Origin of the sequence: Bradyrhizobium lablabi (genome assembly GCF_018131005.1) — a bacterium.
GTDB lineage: Bacteria > Pseudomonadota > Alphaproteobacteria > Rhizobiales > Xanthobacteraceae > Bradyrhizobium > Bradyrhizobium lablabi_D.
Genome location: NZ_JAFCJK010000002.1, coordinates 597,104 through 622,668, shown reverse-complemented (window position 1 = coordinate 622,668; position 25,565 = coordinate 597,104). Strand labels below are relative to the sequence as shown.

The window sequence follows — 25,565 nt, the reverse complement described above, 5'->3', positions numbered from 1 at the left end:
GACGCTTACCGTCGCCGTCGCCTGCGGAAATCCCGTTTCTTTGGTTTCGGCGCCAATTCGGGCATCTTGGCTTGAACTTCACGAAACCGCGCCAACATCCGCTCAAAGCTTCCAATTAGCGTTTCAGCGATCTCCGGGCGACGCTCCAGCGCCGCGAGCAGCAGTGCCGCCGCCTCGATGGTGGACAGGCCGTCTCGCCGCGGTTCCTGGCGCAGCGGACCGTAGCGTGACGGCTGCTTCGGCCCGAGAATCACGCGCTGGCACTTCAGCATCCAGGCGTTGCGCCACCACAGCGCCTTGGCCTGGCTCCAGGTGCCGTCAAGCAGCACGATGCCTTCGATGTCGGCGAGGATGCCCCGCTGGCCCGGCTCCAGCTCGCCTTTGCGGTTGATCGCGACGATCTCGGCCTCGGTATCGAAATCCTCGACCTTGGCCGAGCCGAGATAGAGCACGGCCCATCGCGACGGATCTGCCACTGGCCGGCCGAGTGCCTTCGAGAGACTTGGCCATGAGAGCCCGATCCTGACGACTGCGTCCTTGAAATGCCGCGCCGTCAAGCGCGCGGTGCCGAGCGCCCTGTCCTGCTCCTGGGGATGCTGCAGGATCAGGAGCTGGATGCGGCTTTCAATCGGCATGACGCTGTCGCAGATGCAAAGCGGCAGCGCCTTGCCGCAATGCGGGCACTCCGCGAGCGTCACGGCAGCAGCGGTTTCGGCGTTGGCTGGTTCGGACATCCCTCCGCTATACGCCCGGATGAGCGCAATTCAACCTATTCGGCTGGCGCGTGCGCCACCGAGGGTGCACGGCGCTGCCGCAGGCGGTCGATCAGGAGATAGATCACGGGCGTCGTGTAGAGGGTCAGGATCTGCGACACGAACAGACCGCCGATGATGGTGATGCCGAGCGGCCGGCGCAGCTCGGTGCCGGGGCCCGTTGCGATCACCAGCGGGATGCCGGCGAACAGCGCGGCCATCGTGGTCATCAGGATCGGCCGGAAGCGGGCGCGGCAGGCTTCGAAGATCGCATCCCGCGACGACAATCCCTGCTGACGCTCGGCCTCCAGCGCGAAGTCGACCATCATGATGCCGTTCTTCTTGACGATGCCGATCAGAAGGATGATGCCGACAAAGGCGATCACGGTCAGCGGCGTGTTGGTCACCTGTAGTGCGAGCAGCGCCCCGAGGCCGGCCGACGGCAGCGTCGAGATGATGGTGATCGGATGCGCAAGGCTCTCGTAGAGCACGCCGAGCACGATATACATCGCCACCAGCGCGCCCAGGATCAGCAGCGGCTGCCGCCCACTGGTCTTGCTGAAGTCGCCGGCATTGCCGTCGAAGCTGCCGCGAATGCCTTCGGGCATGTGCAGCTCGTTGACCGCCTGCTGGATGTTCGACGTTGCGACCTCCAGCGGCACGCCGGGCAGCAGGTTGAACGAGACCGTCGTCGAGGGGAAGGCCTGCGAATGATAGACCGCTAGCGGCGACAGGCCGCGCTCATAGTGCACGAGCGCTGACAGCGGGATCTGCATGTCATTCGCGCCGGCCACGTAGATGCGCTCCAGGTTCGACGGGTCGTTTTGGAATTTCGGATCGATCTCCAGCACCACCCAGTACTGGTTGCGCTGGGTATAGATGATCGAGATCTGACGCTGCGCAAACGCGTTGTTCAGCGCATTGTCGATATCCTGCACGCGAACGCCGAGGCTCGAGGCGATCTTGCGGTCAATCGCCAGATTGAGCTGCAGGCCGCCGGGGTCGCGGTCGGAGGAAATATCGGTGATCCCCTCGACCGTCTCCATCCGCTTGGCGACGATCGGCGCCCATTTCTGCAACAGGTCGAGGTCGGTCGAGGACAGCGTGTACTGGTAGTCGGAATCGCTCTGCCGGCCGCCGGTGCGAATGTCCTGCGCAGCGAACATGAACAGGCGGATGCCCGGCACCATGGAGAGATTGCGGCGCAGGCGGTCGATCACCTGCGTTGTCGACATGCCTCCCCGCTCCTCCGGCGGTTTGAGGCTGATAAACATGGTGCCGCGGTTGGAGGTGCCGCCACCGGGTCCGCCGGCGCCGCCGAGCGACGAGCCGATGCCGGCGACCGCCGTGTCCGCCATCACGATGTCGGCGAGCTGCTGTTGCAGTGAGAGCATCGCCTGGAACGAGATGTCGGCAGAGGCGCGCGTCGCGCCGATCACAAAGCCGCTGTCGTCGGTCGGGAAATAGCCCTTCGGCGTCTTGATGTAGAGTGTGACGGTCAGCGCGATCGTGGCAAAGAACACCAGCAGCGTCAGCAAGGGATAGCCGAGCACGACCCGCAGCGTCCAGGCATAGAACGCCACGATCCGCGACAGCGTGCCCTCGATGGCGCGGTCATACCAGGTCGCATGATCCGAGGTCGCCTCGCGGATGTAATGCGCGCAGATCATCGGCGTGACCGTCAGCGACACCAGGGTCGAGACCACGATCGCGAAGGTCAGCGTCAGCGAGAATTCGCGCAGCAGGCGGCCGACGATCCCGTCCATGAAGATCAGCGGCGTGAACGCCGCGATCAGCGACAGCGAGATCGACAGCACGGTGAAGCCGATCTGCCTGGCGCCCTCGAGCGCCGCCGGATACGGCGCCATGCCCTGCTCGAGATTGCGGTACATGTTCTCGATCATGACGATGGCGTCGTCGACCACGAAGCCGACCGAGATCGCGAGCGCCATCAGCGACAGGTTGTCGATCGAGAAGCCGGCGAGCCACATTCCGGCGCAGGTGCCCGCCAGCGCCAGCGGCACCGAGACGCCGGCCGCGATCGTCGGCACGACCCGGCGCAGGAACACGAAGACGACGACCATCACCAGCACGACGGTTGCAAGCAGCGTGAGCTGCATGTCCTGCACGCTGGCGCGGATCGTGCCGGTGCGGTCGACCAGGGTGGAAATCTCGACGCCGGCCGGGATCCATTCCTTGACCTCGGGCAACAGCGCGCGAATCCGGTCGACGGTGTCGATGACGTTGGCGTCGCCCTGCTTGGTGATCTGGATCAGCACCGCCGGCTGCTTGTTGAACCAGGCGATCGAGCGCGCGTTGCGGACCGACTCCTCGACCTCGGCGACATCGGCCAGCCGCACGAAATTGCCGTTCGAGCTCTTGATCATGATGTCGCGGAACTCGGCCGCGGTGCGCATCTGCTTGTTGATCGAGAGCGTCTCGCTCTGGCGGTCGCCGTTGAAGATGCCGACCGGTCCGAGCGGATTGGCGTTGACGATCGCAAGGCGGACGTCGTCGGTCGAAATCCCGGCATTGGCGAGCGAGACCGGGTTGAGCGCGATGCGCACCGCGGGCTGGTCGGCGCCGCTGACGGTGACTTCGCCCACCCCGGGCACCTGCGAGAGGCGTTGCGCCAGCACGGTGTCGGCGACGTCGTACATCGCGCTGGTCGAGATCGTCTTCGAGGTCAGCGCCAGCACAAACACCGGGGCTGCCGCCGGATTGGCCTTGCGGAACTTGGGCAGCGACGGCAGGTCGCTCGGCAGGTCGACCAGCGAGGCGTTGATCGCGGCCTGCACGTCGCGCGCGGCGCGGTCGATGTCGCGGCCGATCGAGAATTGCACCTGGATACTGGTGGTGCCGAGCGAACTCGTCGAGGTGATCTGGTCGACCCCGGAAATCGTGCCGAGCTTCCGCTCCAGGGGCGCGGCAACGGTTGCGGCCATCACCGACGGATCGGCGCCGGGCCGCGTCGCCGACACGCGGATCATCGGGAAGTCGACATTGGGAACGGAGGAGACCGGCAGGAACTGGTAGGCGACGATCCCGAGCAGGAACAGTCCGATCGCAAGCAGCGTGGTGCCGACCGGCCTGCGGATGAACGGTTCCGAGATCGACATCACTGCATGCCCTCGGTCGCGCCGGCAACCGGCGGACCGTGAGGACCTGCCTCCGGCACCGCCCTCTCGATCCGCCGGTTCAGCCGGTCGAGCGCGAGATAGATGACTGGCGTCGTGTAAAGGGTCAGCAACTGGCTGAGCAGGAGGCCGCCGATGATGGAAATGCCAAGCGGAAAGCGCAGCTCGGCGCCAGTGCCGCTTTCGATCGCGAGCGGCAACGCGCCGAACAACGCCGCCAGCGTCGTCATCATAATCGGACGGAAACGCAACAGACAGGCCTGCACAATCGCATCATAGGACGACATGCCCTGATGCCGCTCCGCTTCCAGCGCGAAGTCGATCATCATGATCGCGTTCTTCTTGACGATGCCCATCAACAGGATGATGCCGATCAGGCCGATCACCGAAAGGTCCTGCCCGCACAGCATCAGCGCGAGGATCGCGCCGACGCCGGCCGAGGGCAGTGTCGAAAGGATGGTGATCGGATGGATGTAGCTCTCATAGAGCACGCCGAGCACGATGTAGATCGTGATGATCGCGGCCAGGATCAGCCAGGGCTGTCCCGCAAGCGACCTTGCGAATTCGGCGGCGTCGCCGGAATAGATACCGACAATGCTGCCGGGCATGCCGATCCGCGTCTCGATCGTCTTCACCGCCTCGACCGCGTCGCCGAGCGCTTCGCCCGGCGCGAGGTTGAAGCTGAGCGAAACCGCGGGGAATTGCGCCTGGTGCGAGATCGCAAGCGGGGCCGTGGTCCGGGTCAGCGTCGCGACCGCCGACAGCGGCACCTGCGCGCCATTCGCGCCGGGCAAATAGAGCTTGTCCAGGATCGACGGGTCGCGCTGATACATCGGCAAGGCCTCGAGCACCACGCGGTACTGGTTGGCCTGACCGTAGATCGTCGATATCTGCCGCTGCGCGAAGGCGTCGTTCAGCGTGTCCGTAACGCCCTGCAGGCTGACGCTGAGTTGACCTGCGCGCTGCCGGTTGACGTCTAGCGCCGCACGCAGTCCGCCTTCCTGCGCTTCCGACGAGACGTCGCGGAAGATCGGATCGCGCCGCAATTCCCCGACGAGTTTCTGCGCCCATTTCGACACCTCGGCGGCGTCGGTGCCGGTCAGGGTGTACTGGTACTGCGAACGGCTCGACTGGGTCGAGATCTGCACGTCCTGCACCGGCTGGAAGTAGATGGTCATGCCGGGAATCGACGCCACCTTCCGCTTGAGCCGCTCGATCACCGCCGCCACTCCGTCGCGCCGCTCGTCGAGCGGCTTCAGCGTCATGACGAGCCGCCCGACATTCGTGGTCGGGTTGACCGAGCCGGAGCCGATCACCGAGACGACGCCGACCACGTCGGGGTCAGCCTTGATGATGTCGGAGACCGCGGCCTGGCGCCGCTGCATCTCCGCGAACGAGACGTCGGGGCCGGCCTCGGTCACCGCCGTGATCGACGAGGTGTCCTGCAGCGGCAGAAAACCCTTGGGCGCAATCACGTACAAGACCAGCGTCGCCGCAATCGTCGCGAGCGTTACCAGCAAAGTGGCGCGCTGGCGCTGCAGCACCCAGAGCAGCGTTCGGTGGTAGAACGCCACCATGCCGTCGATGAATCGGTTCACCGCGGCAAGCCCCGGAATCGCGATCTCCTCATGGACGTTCTTGAGCAGCCGTGAGCACATCATCGGCGTCAGCGTCAGCGAGACGATGGCGGACGTCACGACCGCGATCGTCAGGGTCAGCGCGAACTCGCGGAACATGCGGCCGACCAGGCCGGACATGAACAACAGCGGAATGAACACGGCGATCAGTGACACCGTCAGCGAGATCACGGTAAAGCCAATTTCGCTGGCGCCCCTGAGCGACGCCTCCATCACCGTTTCGCCTTCCTCCATATGGCGGACGATGTTCTCGATCATGACGATGGCGTCGTCGACGACGAAGCCGGTTCCGATGGTGAGCGCCATCAGCGACAGATTGTCGAGGCTGAAGCCGGCAAAGTACATGATGCCGAAGCTTGTGATCAGCGAGAGCGGCAGCGCGACGCCCGCGATCAGGGTCGCGCGGAGCGACCGCAGGAACAGCAGCACCACCAGCGTCACCAGCACCACGCTGAGCATCAGCGTGAACTGCACGTCACGGACCGACGCACGGATCGTCACGGTGCGGTCGGAGACGACAGTGAGGTTGACGCCGGCCGGGATCGACCGCTGCAGGCGCGGAATTTCGGCGCGGATCTGGCGGACCACCTCGATGACATTGGCGCCCGGCTGGCGCTGGATATCGATTATGACCGCCGGCGTGCCCTGGTACCAACCGCCGGTGCGGTCGTTCTCCAGGCCATCGACGATGACTGCGACGTCTCCGATCGTCACCGGCGAGCCGTTACGATAGGCAATGATGATCGGCCTGTAGGCATCGGCCGCGGCGATCTGATCGTTGGCCGCGATGGTGTAGGACTGCTGCGCGCCGTCGAGCGAGCCCTTCGGTCCGGACACATTGGCGCCCGCGATCGCGTTGCGCAGGTCCTCCATGGCGATGCCATAGGCGGCGAGCCGCGCAAGGTCCGCCTGCACCCGCACCGCCGGCTTCAATCCGCCGAGGATCGAGACCCGGCCGACGCCGGAAATCTGGCTCAGTCGCTGTCCTAGAATGGTGTCGGCGAGATCGCTCATCGCCCGCAGCGAGATCGTCTCGGAGGTCAGCGCGAGCGTCATCACCGGCGCGTCCGCCGGGTTCACCTTGGCGTAGACGGGCGGATACGGCAGCGTCTTCGGCAGGATGCCGGCAGCGGCATTGATTGCGGCCTGGACGTCCTGGGTCGCGCCATCGATGTCGCGGTTGAGATCGAACTGCAGCGAGATCTGGCTGACGCCGAACGAGCTCGTCGAGTTCATCGACGACAGCGACGGGATCTGGCCAAGCTGCCGCTCGAGCGGCGCCGTGATCAGCGAGGCGACCACGTCGGGGCTCGCGCCGGGCAACTGCGTCGTCACCTGCACGGTCGGGAAGTCGACCTGCGGCAGCGCCGAAACTGGCAGCGCCCAATAGCCAAGCGCGCCGCCGATCAAAAGCGCAATCCCGAGCAGCGATGTCGCGATCGGCCGGCGGATAAACGGTTCAGAGACGCCCATGGCTGCGTGCTCGCTGCGAAGTCATTACGGGATTCGTCGTTCGGTCATGGCTGCGACTTCGCCGCGCCGCCTGACTGTCCGCCCCCTGCCGCAGGTGCCGGTCCGGTCTGCCCCTTCTGATCGCCCTCATCGTGCTCGTGCCGGCCGCGATGCTCGCCGTTCTTTCCCTGCCAGTCCTTCTTGCCGTCCTTGCCCTGACCGCCGCCCCTGCCGTCGGGGCTGCGGCTGCGTTTGCGCGGCGCGAGATCGGCCGCCGGGGTCTGATCCTCCTTGCCGATGACGACCTTGGCACCGTCGGCGAGATTGGCAAATCCCGTGGTCACGACGCGGTCCGAGGTGGTCAGGCCTTTTGCGATGACGGCGTCATGCTCGTTCTGTTGTGTCACCGTCACCGGCTTCGCCGTGACAATGTCGCCCTCGCCGATCACATAGCTGAACGTACCGCCCGGCCCGCGCTGCACCGCCGACGTCGGCACCACGATCGCCTGCGGCAGCGTCTCGACCTTGAGGCGGACATTGACGAACTGGCCAGGCCAGAGCTGGTAATTGGCGTTGGGGAATTCGGCTTTCAGCTTCAGCGTGCCGGTGGTCGGATCGACCTGGTTGTCGATGCCGGTCAGCTTGCCGGTATCGATCACGGTGACGCCGTCATTGCCGAACACGTCGACCGCAAGCGTGGCCTTGGAGGCCGCGGCGTTGACGCGCATGATCTGCTGCTGCGGCAGGCTGAACCACACCGCGATCGGCTGCAACTGGGTGAGGATGACAAGCCCGGTCGTATCCGAGGCGTGGATGATGTTGCCCTGGTCGACCTGGCGCAGGCCGGCACGGCCCGAGATCGGCGCGACGATCTTGGTGTAGCCCAGCGTCGTCGCCGCATTGTCGATCGCGGCCTGGTCGGCTTTGACCAGCGCCTCCTGCTGCGCCACGGTGGCCTTCTGCGTGTCGTACTGCTGCTTCGATCCGGCGTTCGTCGTGGCCAGTTGCTGATAGCGCGTCAGGTCGATTCTCTGGTTGGCCAGCATCGCCTCGTCCTGCGCCTTCTTGGCGACCGCCTGGTCGTATTGCGCCTGATAGATCGCCGGATCGATCTCGCCGAGCACGTCGCCCTTCTTGACGTCCTGACCCTCGACAAAGTTCACTGCGATCAGCTTGCCGTCGACCTGCGAGCGCACGATGACCGTGTTCAGCGCCCTCACCGAGCCGACGCCGTCGAGATAAACGGGCACATCCTGCACGCGCGGTGTCGCCGCGAGCACCGGCACAGGCAAATCAGGCCGCCCTCCGTTGCCGCGACCGCCGCCCTGCTTCTGCTGGAATGCGAGCCAGCCGATGTAGCCGAGACCGCCGAGGATCACGAGCGTGACCGCCAGCGATACCATGCGTTTGAGCAGGCGCGAGACCAGGCTGGGCTGGCGCGGCGCGGTGCTCCTCTCGTCGTCCTTGGTGTCGGGCTTAAAGAGCATCGACCGATCTTTCCATCTTCGGCTCCCAGCCGCCGCCCAACGCCTGATAAAGGCTGACGATCGCCTGCAGGCGGGCCAACTGTGCCTGGGAGTAGGCGTCCTCTGCCTGGAACAGGGTCTGCTGTGTATTTAGCACAACTATGATGTCGGCGGTTCCGGCCCGCAGCTGCTGCTCCGACAGCTCGAACGCGCGCCGCGCCGACGACAGCACGTCGCGCAGCAACTGCAGCCTCCTGGTGGTCTCGCGAATCGCCACCAGGGCGCTGTCGACGTCGCTGAAGGCCTGGACCACTGTCTTGCGGTAGACCTGCAGCAACTCATCCTGCTTCGCCTGGGCGAATTCGAAATTGCCGAGAATCCTGCCGCCGTCGAAGATCGGCTGCGTCGCGCTGCCGACCAGGCTAAAGAACGCCGCGTGCGGCTGGAACAGCGACGACAGCGCCTGGCTCTGATAGCCGCCCTGCCCGGTCAACTGGATGCTCGGGAAGAATTGCGCCCTTGCACTGCCGACATTGGCGGTCGCGGAGGCAAGCTGCGCCTCCTGGCGGCGGATATCCGGACGCTGGGTGAGCAATTCCGACGGCAGCCCCGGCGTGACGCGCGGGATCGCGATCCTGTTGAGCGTGCCGCCGGAGATCCGCATGCTTTCGGGCGGCCGCGATACCAGCACCGCGAGCGCATTGATGTTCTGCTCGAGCGCCTGCCGCAGCGGCGGCACCAGCGCGCGCTGATTGCCGAGCACGCTTTCCTGCTGCGCGACGTCGAGATCAGTGCCGGTGCCGGCCTTGAAGCGGTCCCTGATCGCGCCAAGCACACGCTCGGCGCTGGCGATGTTGCCCTGGGCGATGCGCAGCCGGTCCTGCGACGCGAGCACGGTGAAGTAGGCATTCGCGACCGTGGCCAACGTGGTCAGCGCCACCACCTCGCGATCAAACCGGGTCGCGACCGAGGTCTCTTCCGCGGCCTGCGCGGCGTCGCGATTCTGCCCCCAGAAATCGAGCTGATAGCTCGCGCTCAGCGCGGCGTTATAGTTGACCACTTCCCTCCCGCCAATGGACAGGCCGCTGGCGCTGGAGCCCGAGGTCCGCGAATAGGCCTCCGATCCGGAGCCCTGCAGGCTGGGGAGCAACGCCGCGCCCGCCTGCCGCGCCTGGGCATCGGCCTGGCGAATCCTTGCAACCGCCGCGGCGATGTCCAGATTGACGATCTGAGCCTCTTGCATCAATTGCGTCAGCTCTGTCGAACGGAAGGCCCGCCACCAGTCGAGCGTCGGCGGATCGTCGCCGGGCTTGCCGAGCCGTGCCGCCTTGTAGCCCTGCGGCACGTCGAGCGCCGGATCGGGAAGATCCTGGGTCAGGATGCAGCCGGCGCAGCTTGCGACGATGCCGAGCGCCGCGAGCGACCGCGCCAGCCGGCCCCAGCGGGAAGCGAGCCCATCCGGACTCTCGATGGCCATCGCAAAGGCAGGCTCGGTCACACCCGTTCTCCGCAGAACACAGATTCCCGCCGTGGCGCGCCGATGACGCTTTCGGGGGTAATCTGCGAGACTTTCACGGGTGGTGCATCCGGTGGAACCGAACTCTCATAATATCCCCGGGAACAAGAGGCGGACAGCCCTCTCCGGACCTCGTCCCCGACGGATCAGCGCCGATCGCGCGCGACGGAACTTCAACTTCCCCTTATTTTGCAGGCCTTATTGCGATCCTGAACGGCGAGATGCCTGTCAAATCTTACAAAGATTTCATGGGGATTTCTCCGGCAGTGTAGCGCCGAATGAGCGGCGCCGGCACACGAAGGTGGCGCAGGCGTTGAGCGCGATCCGATGCGACACGCGCTGCTGCCTGCACGAGGCTTTCCAAATCGAGCGATCGTCGTGAATTCAGTGCTGTACACAGCGCAAACTGTTTCGCGATATTGCGGCCTCGGGCAAGATTCTACCAGCACGCGCTCACTTGGCAAAAGCATCTTCTGCGTAACTTCCGAACCCGCCCGCCGACGGCCTCCGCCATTTTCGCCGCAACGCAAAAGCCTTTCCCTTTGGCCACCGGCACACTAGGTTCGCGACGGATGAGTATTGGCGGTAAAGAACAGCCCTGACATGACAATCAACAACGACGTCATCGAAGCCATCGGCAATACGCCGCTGATCAAGTTGAAGCGTGCCTCAGAACTGACAGGCTGCACCATTTTGGGCAAGGCGGAGTTCATGAATCCTGGCCAGTCGGTCAAGGACCGCGCCGGCAAATGGATGATTCTGGAAGCTGAGAAGCGCGGCACGCTGAAGCCCGGCGGCCTCGTGGTCGAATCGACCGCGGGCAATACCGGCATCGGGCTTGCCGTCGTGGCGAGCACACGCGGCTACCGGACCTTGATCGTCATCCCGGAGACGCAGAGCCAGGAAAAGAAGGACGCGCTGCGGCTGTGCGGCGCCGAACTCGTCGAGGTGCCGGCCCTGCCCTTCGCCAATCCGAACCAGTACCAGCATGTCGGCAAGCGGCTCGCCGAGCAGCTTCGCAAGACCGAGCCGAACGGCGTGTTGTTCGCCGACCAGTGGAACAACCTCGACAATGCCAAGGCGCATTACGAATCCACCGGCCCCGAAATCTGGCAGCAGACCGGCGGCAAGCTCGACGGCTTTGTTTGCTCGGTTGGCACCGGCGGTACGCTCGCCGGAACCAGCCGCTATCTGAAGGAGAAGAGCAAGGACATCGTCGTCGCCTGCGCCGACCCGCACGGAGCAGCGATGTACGAGCTGTTCAAGCACGGCGAACCCAAGGCGACGCCGGGCAGCTCGATCGCAGAAGGCATCGGACTCGGCCGCATCACGCCGATCATCGAGACGGCTCAGGTCGACGACGCCTTCCTGATTCCGGACAACGAAGCCGTGTCTCTGATCTACGAGTTGCTCGAGCATGAAGGCCTCTGCCTCGGCGGCTCGACCGGCATCAATGTCGCCGGCGCGATCCGCCTGGCCAAGCAACTCGGCCCCGGCAAGACCATCGTCACCATCCTCGCCGATTCCGGAAACCGCTATCAGTCAAAGCTGTTCAATCCGGACTTCATGCGCGCGAAACACCTTCCGGTGCCGGCGTGGCTGGAGAGGAAGACGAAGATCGACGTGCCGTTCGTGTAAGGCGAATAGTGAGTAGCGAATGGCGATTGGAAGAGCCTATTCGCTGCTCTCCATTCGCTATTCGCTCACCTCAATATCTGGCTTAGGAACAGCTTCGACCGCGCGTGCTGCGGATTGGCGAAGAATTCCTGCGGTGTGTTCGACTCGATGATCTGGCCGGCGTCCATGAAGACGACGCGGTTGGCGACCTCGCGGGCAAAGCCCATTTCGTGGGTCACAACCAGCATGGTCATACCCTCCCTGGCAAGGTCGACCATGGTGTCGAGCACTTCCTTGACCATTTCCGGATCGAGCGCCGAGGTCGGCTCGTCGAACAGCATCACCTTCGGGTTCATGGTCAAGGCGCGAGCGATCGCGACGCGCTGCTGCTGGCCGCCCGACATCTGGCCGGGAAACTTGTTGGCCTGATGCGGAATCTTGACCCGCTCCAGGAATTTCATTGCGGTGGCCTCGGCATCCTTCTTCGGGATGTTGCGCACCCAGATCGGCGCCAGCGTGCAATTGTCGAGCACGGTAAGATGCGGGAACAGATTGAAACTCTGGAACACCATGCCGACCTCGCGGCGAACCTCATCGACCCGTCGCAAATTGGGGCCGAGTTCGATACCGTCGACGACGATCTCGCCCTCCTGGAATTCCTCGAGCGCGTTGATGCAGCGGATCAGGGTCGACTTGCCAGAACCCGACGGCCCGCAGATCACGATACGCTCGCTCTTGCCGACCTCGAGGTTGATATCGCGCAGCACGTGAAAGTCACCGTACCACTTGTTGAGACCGGAAATGTTGACGATCGAGCTGGTGGACATGGTGACCTTGTTCAATTGCGTCGATGGGCGTTGAGCCGGTTTTCGACGAACAGCGAGTAGCGCGACATTCCGAAGCAGAACACGAAGTAGATCATGCCGGCAAAGGCGAACCCGGTGAACGCCGTCGTCGGCGTCGACCAGGTCGGATCCGAGAACGTTGCGTGTAGCGATCCGAGCAGATCGAACAGCGCCACGATCGAGACCAGCGAGGTATCCTTGAACAGCGCGATGAAGCTGTTCACGAGGCCAGGAATGACGTGGCGCAGCGCCTGCGGCATCACGATCAGCGACGTGGTCTTCCACCAGGACAGGCCAAGTGCGCTCGCTGCCTCGCCTTGCCCGCGCGGGATCGCCGCAAGACCGCCGCGCACGACCTCGGCCTGGTAGGCACCGGCGAACAACGCGATGCCGATCAGCGCACGCACCAACCCGTCGACCGTGAAATTGCCCGGGAGGAACAGCGGCAGCATGTAGGTGGCAAAGAACAGCACCGTGATCAGCGGCACGCCGCGCCAGAATTCGATGAAGGCGATCGAGAAAATCCGGATCAGCGGAATGGTCGAACGGCGGCCGAGCGCAAGCGCAATTCCGATCGGCATCGAGGTGACGATGCCGGTGACCGAGACGACGAGTGTCACCAGCAGGCCGCCCCAAAGGCGTGTGTCGATGATCGGCAGGCCGCCGCGATCGAGCCCCATCATCTTGATCACGATCGCGATGCCGGCGAAGCTCGCGAGGCTCGTGAGCAGCGCGCGCTGGCCGGTTCGGAAACCGCCGCCGAGGACAAAAAAGATGAGCGAAACGATCACTGTGGTGAGGAGGAAATCGAACCACAGCGGCTCGCTCGAGGTCTGAAGCTGCTCGCGCAGCCACGTCAGCGGAAAGATCACCCACGAGATCAGACTGCCCACCACCACGATGATCTTGCCGATCAGCCACAGCAGCGGTCCGATTGCCGATCCCTGGCCGAGATTGACCAGCACCTGGCCGGCATTGACGATGCTGTCGTCGAACAGCTGTAACAAGCCGGCGACCCAGCCTATGCCGAACGAGCCAAGCCCACCGCCGCGCAGCAGGAAGAATGCGACCACCGGGAAAGCGAAGAAGAACAGGCTTGCATTCAATCCCTTCGCCGGCAGGCGCGGGACCAAAAGCGGCAGCAGCAGTACGACGGCGAGGATGAAGGTCAGGTTGACCCGCCAGCGTTCGGCCTCCGGATAGAAGCCATAGATCAGTTGCGTTAGCTTGGCCTGGATGTAGGGCCAGCAGGCTCCGACCGGATGCCCGGCATTCTCCGAAAGGCACGCGTTGCGGTCCTTGCCGCTCCAGACGGCATCGACCAGCAGGAATCTGAGCGCGGGGACCACGGTGTACCAGAGCAGCAGCAGCGCGAGGATCGTGAGCAGGACGTTGGTCGGCGAGTTCAACAGGCGGGTCCGCAGAAAGCCGACAAGGCCGGTCGTCTTCACCGGCGCCGGACGTTGGGCCACGAGGTCCTGCCGGACAAAGAGTGGCGCGGTGAGATCAGTCATGCCCCCAGACTCCGGTTTATCCGCCAGCCATAGACGCTCATGATCGCGCTGGTGACGAGCGAGATCATGAGATAAACGCCCATCGTGATGGCGATGATCTCGATCGCCTGCCCTGTCTGGCTCAGCGTCGTGCCGGCGAACACCGAGACCAAGTCGGGATAACCGATCGCGACGGCGAGGGACGAGTTCTTGGTCAGGTTGAGGTACTGGTTGGTCAGCGGTGGCACGATGACGCGCATCGCCTGCGGCACGACGATCAGCCGCAGAGTGGCGCCGCGCGAAAGGCCGAGCGAGGAGCCGGCTTCCATCTGCCCCTTGTGGACGGACAGGATGCCGGCCCGGACGATCTCCGCGATAAAGGCCGCCGTATAGGTCGAGAGCGCTACCACCAGCGCGACAAACTCCGGAATGACCCGCGATCCGCCGGCGAAGTTGAAGCCCTTCAATTGCGGCAGTTCGAACATGAACGGCAGTCCGAAGATCAGCATCGTGACCAGCGGCAGTCCGATCAGAAGTCCGAGCACGTAAGGCCAAATCCGGATCAGCTGGCCGCGGTCGAACAGCGCGCGGCGTGCGTAGTAACGCAGCGCCAACGACCCGACAATGCCGATCCCCAGCGCCACGAGGAACGGATCGAGCCCCGGCTCACCGATTGGCCGTGGAATGACCAGACCGCGATTGGACAGGAAGAAGGCGTTGAACAGATTGAGGCTCTGCCGCGGTCCCGGCAGTGCCGCGAGCACTGCGAGGTACCAGAACAGAAGCTGGAACAGGAGCGGCAGATTGCGCACGATCTCGACATAGATCTCGCCGAGCCGCGCCAGCAGCCAGTTCGGCGACAGCCGGCACAGCGCCAGGACGAATCCGATCACGGTGGCGAAGACGATGCCGATCACCGCCACCAAAAGCGTGTTCAACAGGCCGACGAAGAACACCCGCGTATAGCTGTCCGACCCCGAATAAGGGATCAGACTCTGGCTGACATCGAAGCCCGCGGTGTTCTTCAGGAATCCGAACCCGGAAGCGATACGCTGCGTCTCCAGGTTGGCGCGGGCATTGGCCACGATCTCATAGGCCACCCAGGCCAACACCGCGGCGAACACGATTTGCACGACAAGGCCGGTCCAACCGGACTTGCCGCCGAGCGCGCGCTTCAATTTGAAGACGTACTGCGGCGGTGGTTTTCGGGGTTCGGTGGTCATCGCCGCCGCCGCCTCGCCGCGGATCAGCGAATCGGAGGCGCGTACTGGATGCCGCCCTTGTTCCAGAGCTGGTTGAGACCGCGTGCAATCTGCAGCTTCGAGCCGGCGCCGACATTACGGTCATACATCTCGCCGTAATTGCCTTCCGCCTTGATGATCCGCGAGAACCAGTCCTTGGTCAGGCCGAGCTGTTCGCCGAGATTTCCGTCCGAGCCGAAGGCGCGTTTGAGGTCGGGCTTGTCGGACTTCGCCATCTCATCGACATTCTTCTGGGTGACGCCGAGCTCCTCGGCATTGACCATCGCGAACAGGGTCCACTTCACGATGTCGAACCACTGGTCGTCGCCATGACGGACCATCGGGCCGAGCGGCTCCTTCGAGATCACCTCGGGAAGCACCACGTGATCGGCCGGATTGGCGAGCTTCAGCCGCTGCGCATAGAGCTGCGACACGTCCGAGGTGAACACGTCGCAGCGGCCGGTTTCGTAAGCCTTGACGGTCTCATCGGCCGAGGCGAACGCGATCACCTCATACTTCATGTTGTTGCCCTTGAAGTAGTCGGCCAAGTTCTGCTCGGTCGTGGTGCCGGTCTGCACGCAGACCGAAGCGCTGTTCAATTCCAGCGCGGAGTTCACCTTCAGCGCCTTCTTCACCAGGAAGCCCTGCCCGTCATAATAGGTCACGCCGGTGAAATTGGCCCCGAGCGACGTATCCCGCGACAGCGTCCAGGTTGTATTGCGCGACAGCACGTCGATTTCGCCGGACTGCAGCGCGGTGAAACGGTCTTTCGCCGACAACGGCACGAACTTGACCTTGGTGGGATCGTCAAAGATGGCAGCAGAAATCGCGCGGCAGAGGTCGACATCGATTCCGGTCCAGTTTCCCTTGTCATCAGGCGTGGAGAAGCCCGGCAGACCGCCGCTGACGCCGCAGGACAGCATGCCGCGATCCTTGACCGTCTTGAGGGTTTGCGCCGAGGCGGCCTGGACCGACAAAGCGGTGGCGGCGGCAAGTGTAAGGGCCAAATAAACACGTTTCATGGTCAGGGCCTTTCAAGGTCGTCCGCAGACGTTAGGTTGTGATCGCCTGGCGCTCACGGGCCCCGCCGATGATCCCCCATCGCAACAAGCTCATCTGACCGGCAGTTTGACGTGCCAATCGATCGGGCAGAGGATCGAAGGTCGCGGCAGGCCCCTCAACGTGCGGCGACAGGTTAGTTGCGGCGCATCACATAGCGACTGACGGGCCGGGTCAAGGGGTTGACGCATGTCTTCTGTGTCCTGTTAGTAAGACGCCCCGGCGTGACCCTGTCCTTCCGACACGTTATGGCTGTGGCAAACGGTCTCGAACGGAAGCGACGCATGAATTCCACTCGCGGCAACACGCCATCCGACTCCCAACGGTCCGAGACCCGACTGGTGACGGCCGGCCGCGACACGGGGGCGCAGAAGGGGTTCGTCAATCCGCCGGTGTTTCGCGGTTCCACGGTGCTTTATCCGAACGCGGAGGACCTGCACGCCCATCGCGCCGAATTCACCTATGGCCGCCACGGCACGCCCACCACACGGGCGCTGCAGGGCATGCTGATGGCCCTCGAAGGTCCGCAATGCGCCGGCGTAGGCCTCACCCCTTCCGGACTGGCGGCGGTTACCACCACGCTGCTTTCGGTGCTGAAGGCGGGCGACCATTTGCTGGTCTGCGACAACGTGTACCGTCCGTCGCGGAATTTCTGCGGCGGCATGCTGACGCGGTATGGCGTCGAGACCAGCTATTTCGACCCGATGATCGGCGCCGGCATCGAGACGTTGTTCAGGCCGAACACCAGGGCGGTGCTGGTCGAGGCACCCGGCTCGCAATCCTTCGAGATGCCCGACATCCCGGCGATATCAGCCGTCGCCCACGCCCGGGGTGCACTCGTGATCGACGACAATACCTGGGCCACCCCGCTCTATCATCGCTCGCTCGAGCAGGGCGTCGACATCAGCATGCAGGCCGCGACCAAATATATTGGCGGACACTCGGACATCATGTTCGGCACCATCTCGGCCAATGCCAAGGCCTGGCCGCTGATATCCGAAGGCATCCGCCTGCTCGGCGTCTGCGCCGGACCTGACGACGTCTTTCTGGCACTGCGCGGCATGCGAACGCTCGCGGTGCGGCTCGCGCAGCACTATCGCTCCGGGCTCGAAATCGCGCGCTGGCTCGCTGCGCGGCCGGAAGTCGCACGGGTGCTGCACCCTGCCCTTGAGTCCGATCCCGGTCACGCCATCTGGAAGCGCGACTTCACCGGCGCCTCTGGCCTGTTCAGCATCGTATTGAAGCCCGTGCCGCAGCAGGCAGTCGACGCACTGCTCGACACGCTCAACCTGTTCGGTATGGGCTTTTCCTGGGGTGGCTTCGAAAGCCTCATCATCCCCTTCGACTGCACCGACTATCGTACGGCGACCAAATGGGCGCCGGGCGGCCCGACGCTGCGGCTGCATATCGGGCTCGAGAATGTCGACGACCTCAAGGCCGACCTCGATCGCGGATTTGCAGGGCTGAACGCTGCGCTCTGAACGCCCCCGCCGCTCCGCGCGAACGCAACGTTAACGCCTGACGTCGGCCGTTGACGCAGTGTCACGCGCGCGACTCCGCTTGTCGTCGCAAATGACAAGATCTCCGGGATTTTGCGGACTTGTGAGCGGTTGCGATAACCAGCCGTTCACCATCCTCACCAATCGGGTGATCCCGCCGACGATCTGTCAAGTTCGCTTACACTTTTGCTCCCGTAGTCATGCTCCCGGGAAGGGGTGTCCACACCGAGAGGTTGCGGCACCCCGGCTGAAGGGCAAAGACATAAATCGCATGAAGACGGCACGTATCGTGGTCCTGGCCATCGCCGGCGTTTCAGGCCTCGTAGCCATGTATCTCGCGAGCGGAAGCGATAACAAACCGCCTCCCGCCGCGCCCGTGGCACAGCTTCCGACGGTCGAGGTCCTGGTGGCCAAATCCGACATCGGCCTCGGCCAGGCAGTCAGGGCGGAAGATCTGCAATGGCAGAGCTGGCCGGCAGCGACCGCGAGCAGCAGTTTCATGCGCCGCGATGGCAATGCCGACGCCATGAAGGACGTGATCGGTTCGATTGCGCGCGTCCCTTTCATCACGGGCGAGCCGATCCGTGAACAAAAGCTCGTAAAGGCCAACGGCTCTGGATTCATGGCCGCGATCCTGCCGTCCGGTATGCGGGCGATTTCCACCGAGATTTCTCCAGAGACCGGCGCCGGCGGCTTCATCCTGCCGAACGACCGCGTCGACGTGATCCTGTCCAAGCGGGAAAAGAACCCCGATCGCAGCGGCCCCGACATCGTTATTTCCGAAGTCCTGATGGCCAATGTCCGCGTGCTCGCGATTGACCAGGCTCCGAAGGAGAAGGAGGGCAGCAACTCGCTGGTCGGCAAGACCGCAACGCTCGAACTCAAGCCCGAACAGGCCGAGACGCTCGCCCGCGCGCGGCAGAGCGGCACCCTCTCGCTCGCGCTGCGCAGCATCGCCGACTCCAATGCTGCCACGGGCGATCCCTCGACCGACGACCAGCCCCAGAAACGGGGCCAGAGCATCAGTGTGGTTCGCTTCGGCGTCCTCAGCTCTACGACACAGAAGTGATCAGGGGGGAATTGAAAAATGACAAGCGGTGCAAAACAAATGACGGTGCGGGCTGCGCTGGCTCACGCTCTGTCGTTTTCGGCGATCGCCGCGCTTATGTTAACCCCCGTGTGGTCTCCAGCTGTGGCGGCCGATCCCGACAAGAGCCCTGAGGTCGCAGTCACCGGCAGCATTCCGGTCAAGCAGCGCTTCGTTGCGCTCGGCGTCGGCAAGTCGGTGGTGGTCGACCTGCCCCGCGAGGCAAAGGACGTACTGGTCGCCGATCCCAAGATCGCCAACGCCGTGATCCGCTCGGCGCAGCGCGCCTATATCATCGGAGCGGCGGTCGGCCAGACCAACGTGGTGTTCTTCGACGCCGACGGCCAGCAGGTCGCCTCCTATGACATCGCGATCAAGCGCGACCTGAACGGGCTCCGCGCGGCCTTCAGGCAGGCGATGCCCGGCGTGCAGATCGAGGGCGTCGGCGACAGCGTGCTGTTGACCGGCTCGGTGTCGAGCCCGATCGAGGCTCAGCAGGCCGGCGAGATCGCCGCGAAGCTGGTCGGCGGACCCGAGAAGGTCGTCAATTCGATTGTGGTACGCGGGCGCGACCAGGTGATGCTCAAGGTCACCGTCGCCGAAGTGCGGCGGGACATCATCAAGCAACTGGGCGTCGATCTCAGCGCCAACATGAACTACGGAACCGCGGCCGTGGTGTTCAGCAACAGCAATCCGTTCACCGCGAACAATGCGCCGCTCGTTTCCAGCAACGTCTTGACGGGAGCGGCCTTGACCAAAGCCGGTCTGCCGTCAGTCACCGCGACCCTGCGCGCGATGGAGAGCGCCGGCGTCGTGCGGACGCTGGCGGAGCCAAATCTGACGGCAATCTCCGGCGAGTCCGCGACCTTCATCTCCGGCGGCGAATTTCCGATTCCGACTGGCGTGACTTGCCAAACGACGACGTCGGGCACCATCGGACAGTGCGTGCAGACGGTCAGCTTCAAGAAATTCGGCATCTCGCTCAACTTCACGCCCGTGGTGCTGAGCGAGGGACGGATCAGCCTCAAGGTGATGACCGAGGTGTCGGAGGTCTCGACCGAAAACGCTCTGACCGGCGGTGCCGGCGGAACGACGATCCCCTCGATCAAGACCCGTCGCGCGGACACGACCCTGGAGGTGCCGTCCGGCGGCTCGGTCGCGATGGCGGGACTGATCCAGGAGCAGACCAAGCAGGCCATCAACGGATTGCCCGGTGTCGACCAGATACCGATCCTTGGACAACTCTTCAGAAGCCAGGACTTCGTCAACCACGAGACTGAACTCATGGTCATCGTGACGCCCTATGTCGTGCGCGCGGTGGCGCAGAAGGAGCTGTCGCGGCCGGATGACGGATTCGCGTCCGCCTCCGACTCGCAGTCCGCGCTCCTGGCCCGGATCAACCGCATTTATGGTGTTGCCGCCCGCGCCGAACCGATCGGCGCCACGCCGATCAATTTCGGCTTCATCATCGACTGACAGGCGCCTTTGGTTTGGGGACCATGAGATGACACACAAGACACACGCCAAACGCTTCGGGACGCTGCCGTTGCTCGGCGCTCTCCTCCTCACATCAGTCGCGCTCGGCGGCTGCAATCTCGTGACATCTGACGTCGTCACCGGGACCGTGCCCGAGGATTACCGCCAGCGCCATCCGATCGCGGTCACTGAAGGCGAGCAGTCGATCGTGGTGTTCGTCGGCCACGCCCGCGGCAACCTGACCGAGCCACAGCGCGACGACGTCATCGGACTGGCACGCAGCTGGCGCCGTGAAGGCACTGGAGCGATCGCCATCGACGTGCCGGCCGATACGCCGAATTCGCGCGCCGCCCAGGCCGTGTACCGCGAGATCCGGGGACTGCTCGCGTCGGTGGGCGTGCCCGCCCACGCCATTGCGAGGCGCACCTACCTCGTCGAGGACCCACGCACGCTCGCCACCGTCCGCCTGAGCTATCCCAAGATGGCCGCCGTCGCCGGCCCCTGCGGCGTATGGCCGGCCGATCTCGGCCCCTCGCTCTACAACCCCGGCTACAACGAGAACAAGCCGTATTACAATCTCGGCTGCGCCACCCAGCGCAACCTGGCCGCGATGGTCGCGAATCCGTCCGACCTCGAGCAGCCGCGTGCCGAGACGGCCGCCTACACGTCCCGCCGCGTGATTGCGTTCGAGCGCTACCGCAAGGGCGAGGCCACAGCGACCACCTATCCCGAAGTTGAAAAGGCCAAGCTGAGCGATACAGGCAAATGAGCGCCCAACGAAAAGACGAGCAGCCCCACGCCGACGATTACATCGCGCCGGCGCCCCGCATCTCGGTGCAGGTCTTCTGTGCCAGCGTCGCGACCGCCACGGCAGCACGCGCCGCGGCCGAAGACCGCCGGCTCGCCAAGGCGCATCTCTCCGTCCATATGGGCGGCATCGCGGCCGCGGCCGACACCTATCACAAGGCGCCGACCCCCAACGTCATCGTACTCGAAACCGAGCAGGACAAGGATTTCCTGGCCGGCCTCGACGAGCTCGCCGGGGTCTGCGATCCGGGCACCCGCGTTGTCGTGCTTGGCAATGCCGGCGACGTCGCTCCCTATCGCGAGCTGGTGCGCCGCGGCGTCAACGATTACGTCGTCGGCCCGGTCGAGGTGCTCGACATCGTGCGCTCGATCTGCAGCCTGTTCTCCGCCTCGGAGGCCGTCTCCGTTGGCCGCCTGATAGCGGTCGTCGGCGCCAAGGGCGGCGTCGGCGCGTCGAGCGTCGCCCATAATGTCGCCTGGACGATCGCGCGCGATCTCGGGCTCGATTCGGTCGTCATCGACCTCGACCTCGCCTTCGGCACCGCCGGCCTCGATTACAATCAGGATCCGGTGCAGGGCATCGCTAACGCAGTGTTCTCGCCCGAGCGTCCCGATACGGCCTATATGGACCGTCTGCTCGCCAAATGCGGCGACCGCCTCAGCCTGCTGGCAGCGCCGGCAACTCTTGACCATGTTTACGATTTCGGTGCCGACGCGTTCGATGCGATCTTCGACACGATGCGCATGACCATGTCCTGCATCGTTCTCGACGTGCCGCACCAATGGACCGCCTGGACCAAGCGCGCGCTGATCGGCGCCGATGACATCCTGATCGTCGCCGAGCCGGACCTCGCCAACATGCGCAACACCAAGAACATGATGAACATGCTCAAGACGTCGCGCCCGAACGACCGACCGCCGCTGTACTGCCTCAATCAGATCGGCATGCCGAAGCGGCCCGAGATCGAGGTAAAGGACTTCGCCAAGACCATTGAATCCCAGCCGATCGCGACCATACCGTTCGACTGCCGGCTGTTCGGCGAGGCCGCCAATAACGGCCAGATGATCGCGGAAGTCTCCGCGCGTCATCGCACCGCCCGCACCTTCCTGCAGATCGCGCAGCGGCTGACCGGCCGTCCCGATCTCGCCGAACAGCGCGAGTCCTTCCTGTCGCCGATCATCAAGAAGTTGCACGCCCGGCGCAGCGGCGGCCGGAGGGCCGCAGGCTGAAGCGTTTTCAGGCGGGTGTGTGCCTGGCGGGATTCCGTTCTGATTCAATCAGAACCGAACATGCTCTGACGGACGCGGAGCCTCCATCTCTCCTCGACGGGGCTCAGTCGGCGTGACGGTTGGTGGCGACCGGAATCTTGTCTGCGTCCGCGCGGCCCGCTTGGCGTGCCAACAGCCTCTTCAGCGACGCGACATTCGCCGCGCCCTCCTCCGGCGGCAGATCAGCCTTCATGAGGTTCTCGGCCTCGGACTGGCGGCCCTGCAGCCCGATCACGACGGCGAGGTTCGTCCGTACCCGCGTGTCGGCAGGCGCGCGTTGGCGCGCGCGGCGCAGCGTCTCTTCAGCTTTCGGCAAATCCTTCGACAGCAAATAGGACAGGCCGAGATTGGACAGAACGGACGGCTCGTCCGGTATGATCTTCAGCGCGCTCGCATAGTATTGGCGCGCCTCGTCATGGCGATCGAGCTGGTCGAGAGCCGCGCCCTGCGCCGACAGGATGCGCCAATCCGGATCTTCCGGGGAGTGCGCGCGCCCCAGCACGTCAAAGGCCTGCTGGAAATTGCCGTTGTCGGCGAGCGCGCGCCCGTAACCGGCAAGCAGCGCCTTGTTGCCGGGTTGTGCGAGCGTCGCCTGCTCGAGCACAGCGACCGCCTGCGCCCGCTGTCCGGTGGCGCGCAAAGCTCTGGCATATTTCAACGCGGCGTCGGCGTCCCTGGGGTTGGCATGGACCCGCTCGCGAAGGCTCTCGATGTCGCCGCGAGGATCGGCGGAGGCGTAGCTCGATTCGACCTTGTCGCCTAATGACCCAGTGATGTCAGAGGGCCCCGACGTCTGGCAGGCGGACAGCCCGAGCAGCAGGATCGCGGACGAACCTGCAAGACCGCTTACGCGGATAAACTGTCGGGATAATTTCACAAACATGAACGAGACTCGGAACGGCGAAGGTTCCGAAATGGTCACAGCTTAACCCTAAGTTCAGGTTAAAAGTGGCCAGAAATGCCTACCGCGCTAAGGGCTTATCTCCACGGGTTCATGTCTGCACGGGTTTATGTCTGCGCGATTTCCTGCAACGCGCGCGGGACGGAAAGGAGGCCATGAGATCGATTATTTCGTCTCACGTGAGATATTTGTCCCGCTTCGTGCTTTTTCAGGATCAGTTCGATCCGGAGCAGCGCTGCGTGCTGGCGATGGTGCGGCGCTTCGCGCAGCTCTATGGCCACTGCATCCCGCCGCGGCTCCACAACAGTCCGCCGAGTACCCGATCTGCGGTCTATACTCGTCCAGCACGATCCACTAAAATCCCGCGCCGATTTCTACGCAGCACCGTGCGCACTGGATGGCGTTATGGGACGCGACCGACAAATTATCGGTGAAGTTCATCGAACAAGCCGACCTCCCGCCGGGCCTCTATGGCGACGGTGGTGGTGGCATCAATTTGCAAGTTAGCAACCGGGATACCAAGGCTAGACCTTCCGGCGACGCCCTGCAGCTCGGGCAACGCCGTTGCACATTTCGCTTTCTTCTATTTCGAGCGCGGTACTCCGGATAACGAGTAATTGTGAGAAGGGGAGGAACGCTATGGATCTGAGCGCCGCCATAAGTCATGCCGATCGTTTCTGGCCCGTCCCATGCAAAGACGGATTGGTTGTCACTCGAGAAAAGATGATCAACGTCCAGCAAGAAATGAAAGCCCGAAAACTTGATCCCGCCATTCACGAAGCGGTTTTCCTTTTCTACTCAGCCGACGCGAAGACGCGCGAAGGTCTCTTCATTATACACAAGAGCTTTTCTAACCTCGAAAACCGAATTACCAGCAATTTTTCGGTCGACTCGGTGCCCGACCCTCGAATCTTTCTCATTTCGTTTCCCGACGGCAATAGGGACACGGCGATCGGTCAAACGGCTCCGTTTACTGGTCTAAACGATTGCGCGCATTTCGTTTCAGAATGCCTCATGCAAGCGAAGATAAAGGGCTTCAGACCAACCAATGACGCTGAGCAACTCTTCAAGAACCTGCGTGGCCTGGGCCAGCTCACCAAAACGCTTGCGAAGCACGTTGAAAAGGAGAAGGCACGCCGGATCATCAATTCGGGCCTTCTGAAGCCGGGCGACGTAATCTTGTTTGCGACGCCGAAATTGTCGCATTTGCATTCGACGCTGTATCTGGGCAACCAGCAGATTGCCATGCATACTCACCTCAACCACAAGCGGGCAAAAGGCGATCAGCTGAAGGATTCGCAGATTCAAAGAGATAACAATTGGGAGACGTCGAGCAATGATTCGCATCCGTTCGTCTCAATCATCCACTTCGCTCGGCCCGATGATGTATTCGTTGGGTCCGCCTTTCCCGGCTGGTGGGAGGTCACAAAACAGGGCAGGACACAATTCTATTTCTTCGACAAGAAGGGCTCGGTTGGCGCAACGGCGCGGCAACCAAATTTCAGCCGCCCAATCGTCGGGGCCGAAGCGAGCGGTTATTGGTTCGACGATGGCCTCAACCTGAAGATTTGCTGGGGCGTTAATGGGGACTTTGAATCGTTCCGACTTATGCTCCCGGTCCAGTCGCCTGTAAGGGGCAGGCTGAACGGTCAAAATGCAGTCGAGATGACAAAGCGCGCCTGAAAGACCGGTTCAGGGTCGACGGGATGAGGCGAGGTGCGCCCCGGCCCGGACGGGGCCAAGGCGAAGTTCGCCACGGCACGGTCAAGCCGGCGCGCGCGCGTACAAGGTTACCGGTCAGGTTTGGCAGGAAGCGCGCGGCGGCAGAAATTCGCGCTTCACGTCATGGTGTCGGATCAGTCGACGAACTGGGCGCCGAACTCATGTCCGATGCGCCACGCCAGGCGGCATTGCCGCGGGTTGCCGGTCGAAAAGATGATCGTGAACTCCGGCGGAATTTCCAGATACTCCGCGATCACCTTCACCCCCCCGGATGAGATATCGGTTATCATACAATCACGCGGCAGCGAGCCCGACGCGATCTGAATCTTGGCGACGCTCCTGCACACGCGACGTTCGCTCTTGCGGCGATTCTCAAACATTCCTGATCCCCAAGCCTTGCTGGACAAACTTCTGTTCCAACGTCATAGCGGGGAAACATTGGAAACTGCCTAGCGGAACGAATCGCAATTTAGCTGTTGTTTTCCAATTCCGTTTACGGGGCGCCGCCTTGTCCGGCCACCGATCAGCCCCACCAGCCAGGCTTTCGCGGGAACAAAAGGGGTTGATTGGCGGTCGATTGCCGATAGCC

The 25,565-nt window shown here is 63.6% G+C and carries 18 protein-coding genes; 7 read left to right on the top strand and 11 right to left on the bottom strand.

Annotated features, from left to right (window positions below; translation table 11 throughout):
* Nucleotides 1-5: 5 nt before the first annotated feature.
* Genes JQ553_RS07920 through JQ553_RS07900 form a run of 5 tightly spaced genes read right to left on the bottom strand, consistent with a single transcriptional unit; the run spans nucleotide 6 to nucleotide 9,921 of the window.
* Nucleotides 6-734 carry a tRNA-uridine aminocarboxypropyltransferase gene (locus tag JQ553_RS07920; protein ID WP_212499334.1) on the bottom strand — a complete coding sequence of 243 codons (729 nt, stop codon included), beginning with the start codon at nucleotides 732-734 and terminating at the stop codon, nucleotides 6-8.
* A gap of 35 nt (nucleotides 735-769) precedes the next feature.
* Nucleotides 770-3,874, bottom strand: coding sequence for an efflux RND transporter permease subunit (locus JQ553_RS07915; RefSeq protein WP_212499333.1), 3,105 nt, complete (start codon nucleotides 3,872-3,874; stop codon nucleotides 770-772).
* The gene (locus JQ553_RS07910; protein WP_212499332.1) at nucleotides 3,871-6,999 is read right to left on the bottom strand and encodes an efflux RND transporter permease subunit; all 3,129 of its coding nucleotides are present in this window, start codon (nucleotides 6,997-6,999) and stop codon (nucleotides 3,871-3,873) included. The genes JQ553_RS07915 and JQ553_RS07910 overlap by 4 nt, the downstream gene beginning before the upstream one ends.
* 44 nt (nucleotides 7,000-7,043) lie before the next feature.
* Nucleotides 7,044-8,465 (bottom strand): efflux RND transporter periplasmic adaptor subunit, encoded by a 1,422-nt coding sequence (locus JQ553_RS07905; protein ID WP_212499331.1) that lies wholly within the window; start codon nucleotides 8,463-8,465, stop codon nucleotides 7,044-7,046.
* Entirely contained in the window at nucleotides 8,455-9,921 is a 1,467-nt protein-coding gene (locus JQ553_RS07900; protein WP_212499695.1) for an efflux transporter outer membrane subunit, read from the bottom strand. Before JQ553_RS07900 ends, JQ553_RS07905 begins: the two co-directional genes overlap by 11 nt.
* A 642-nt stretch (nucleotides 9,922-10,563) precedes the next feature.
* Here JQ553_RS07900 and JQ553_RS07895 point away from each other — a divergent pair.
* Nucleotides 10,564-11,598 carry a cysteine synthase A gene (locus JQ553_RS07895; protein WP_212499330.1) on the top strand — a complete coding sequence of 345 codons (1,035 nt, stop codon included), beginning with the start codon at nucleotides 10,564-10,566 and terminating at the stop codon, nucleotides 11,596-11,598.
* A 65-nt stretch (nucleotides 11,599-11,663) separates the two neighbouring features.
* Here the strand turns inward: JQ553_RS07895 and JQ553_RS07890 are convergent, their stop codons facing one another.
* From JQ553_RS07890 to JQ553_RS07875, 4 genes are read right to left on the bottom strand one after another with little or no spacing between them, the layout of a single operon-like run.
* The gene (locus JQ553_RS07890) at nucleotides 11,664-12,404 is read right to left on the bottom strand and encodes an amino acid ABC transporter ATP-binding protein (protein ID WP_249144024.1); all 741 of its coding nucleotides are present in this window, start codon (nucleotides 12,402-12,404) and stop codon (nucleotides 11,664-11,666) included.
* A gap of 11 nt (nucleotides 12,405-12,415) precedes the next feature.
* Entirely contained in the window at nucleotides 12,416-13,936 is a 1,521-nt protein-coding gene (locus tag JQ553_RS07885; RefSeq protein WP_212499329.1) for an amino acid ABC transporter permease, read from the bottom strand.
* Nucleotides 13,933-15,138 (bottom strand): amino acid ABC transporter permease, encoded by a 1,206-nt coding sequence (locus tag JQ553_RS07880; protein WP_212499328.1) that lies wholly within the window; start codon nucleotides 15,136-15,138, stop codon nucleotides 13,933-13,935. Before JQ553_RS07880 ends, JQ553_RS07885 begins: the two co-directional genes overlap by 4 nt.
* A gap of 23 nt (nucleotides 15,139-15,161) precedes the next feature.
* Nucleotides 15,162-16,178 carry an amino acid ABC transporter substrate-binding protein gene (locus JQ553_RS07875; RefSeq protein WP_212499327.1) on the bottom strand — a complete coding sequence of 339 codons (1,017 nt, stop codon included), beginning with the start codon at nucleotides 16,176-16,178 and terminating at the stop codon, nucleotides 15,162-15,164.
* Between the two features lie 321 nt (nucleotides 16,179-16,499).
* Between JQ553_RS07875 and metC the strand changes: the two genes are divergently transcribed.
* The 5 genes from metC (at nucleotide 16,500) to JQ553_RS07850 (ending at nucleotide 22,314) form a co-directional block, all read left to right on the top strand.
* Nucleotides 16,500-17,696, top strand: a complete 1,197-nt coding sequence (gene metC, locus JQ553_RS07870) for a cystathionine beta-lyase (protein WP_212499326.1) — start codon at nucleotides 16,500-16,502, stop codon at nucleotides 17,694-17,696.
* A gap of 289 nt (nucleotides 17,697-17,985) precedes the next feature.
* Nucleotides 17,986-18,783 carry a Flp pilus assembly protein CpaB gene (gene cpaB / locus JQ553_RS07865; RefSeq protein WP_212499325.1) on the top strand — a complete coding sequence of 266 codons (798 nt, stop codon included), beginning with the start codon at nucleotides 17,986-17,988 and terminating at the stop codon, nucleotides 18,781-18,783.
* Nucleotides 18,784-18,801: 18 nt separating this feature from the next.
* Nucleotides 18,802-20,277: a type II and III secretion system protein family protein gene (locus tag JQ553_RS07860; RefSeq protein ID WP_212499324.1), complete on the top strand. Its 1,476-nt coding sequence runs from the start codon at nucleotides 18,802-18,804 to the stop codon at nucleotides 20,275-20,277.
* 28 nt (nucleotides 20,278-20,305) lie between these two features.
* Nucleotides 20,306-21,046: a CpaD family pilus assembly protein gene (locus JQ553_RS07855; protein ID WP_212499323.1), complete on the top strand. Its 741-nt coding sequence runs from the start codon at nucleotides 20,306-20,308 to the stop codon at nucleotides 21,044-21,046.
* The gene (locus tag JQ553_RS07850; RefSeq protein WP_212499322.1) at nucleotides 21,043-22,314 is read left to right on the top strand and encodes an AAA family ATPase; all 1,272 of its coding nucleotides are present in this window, start codon (nucleotides 21,043-21,045) and stop codon (nucleotides 22,312-22,314) included. Before JQ553_RS07855 ends, JQ553_RS07850 begins: the two co-directional genes overlap by 4 nt.
* Nucleotides 22,315-22,417: 103 nt before the next feature.
* On the opposite strand, the gene JQ553_RS07845 is transcribed toward JQ553_RS07850, so the two are convergent.
* Nucleotides 22,418-23,236, bottom strand: a complete 819-nt coding sequence (locus JQ553_RS07845) for a tetratricopeptide repeat protein (RefSeq protein ID WP_212499321.1) — start codon at nucleotides 23,234-23,236, stop codon at nucleotides 22,418-22,420.
* 657 nt (nucleotides 23,237-23,893) lie between these two features.
* On the opposite strand from JQ553_RS07845, the gene JQ553_RS07840 reads away from it, so the two are divergent.
* On the top strand, nucleotides 23,894-24,937 hold the full coding sequence (locus JQ553_RS07840) for an NlpC/P60 family protein (protein ID WP_212499320.1): 1,044 nt from the start codon (nucleotides 23,894-23,896) through the stop codon (nucleotides 24,935-24,937).
* 173 nt (nucleotides 24,938-25,110) lie between these two features.
* Here JQ553_RS07840 and JQ553_RS07835 read toward each other — a convergent pair whose 3' ends face one another.
* Nucleotides 25,111-25,356 (bottom strand): PilZ domain-containing protein, encoded by a 246-nt coding sequence (locus tag JQ553_RS07835; protein ID WP_212499319.1) that lies wholly within the window; start codon nucleotides 25,354-25,356, stop codon nucleotides 25,111-25,113.
* Nucleotides 25,357-25,565 lie beyond the last annotated feature (209 nt).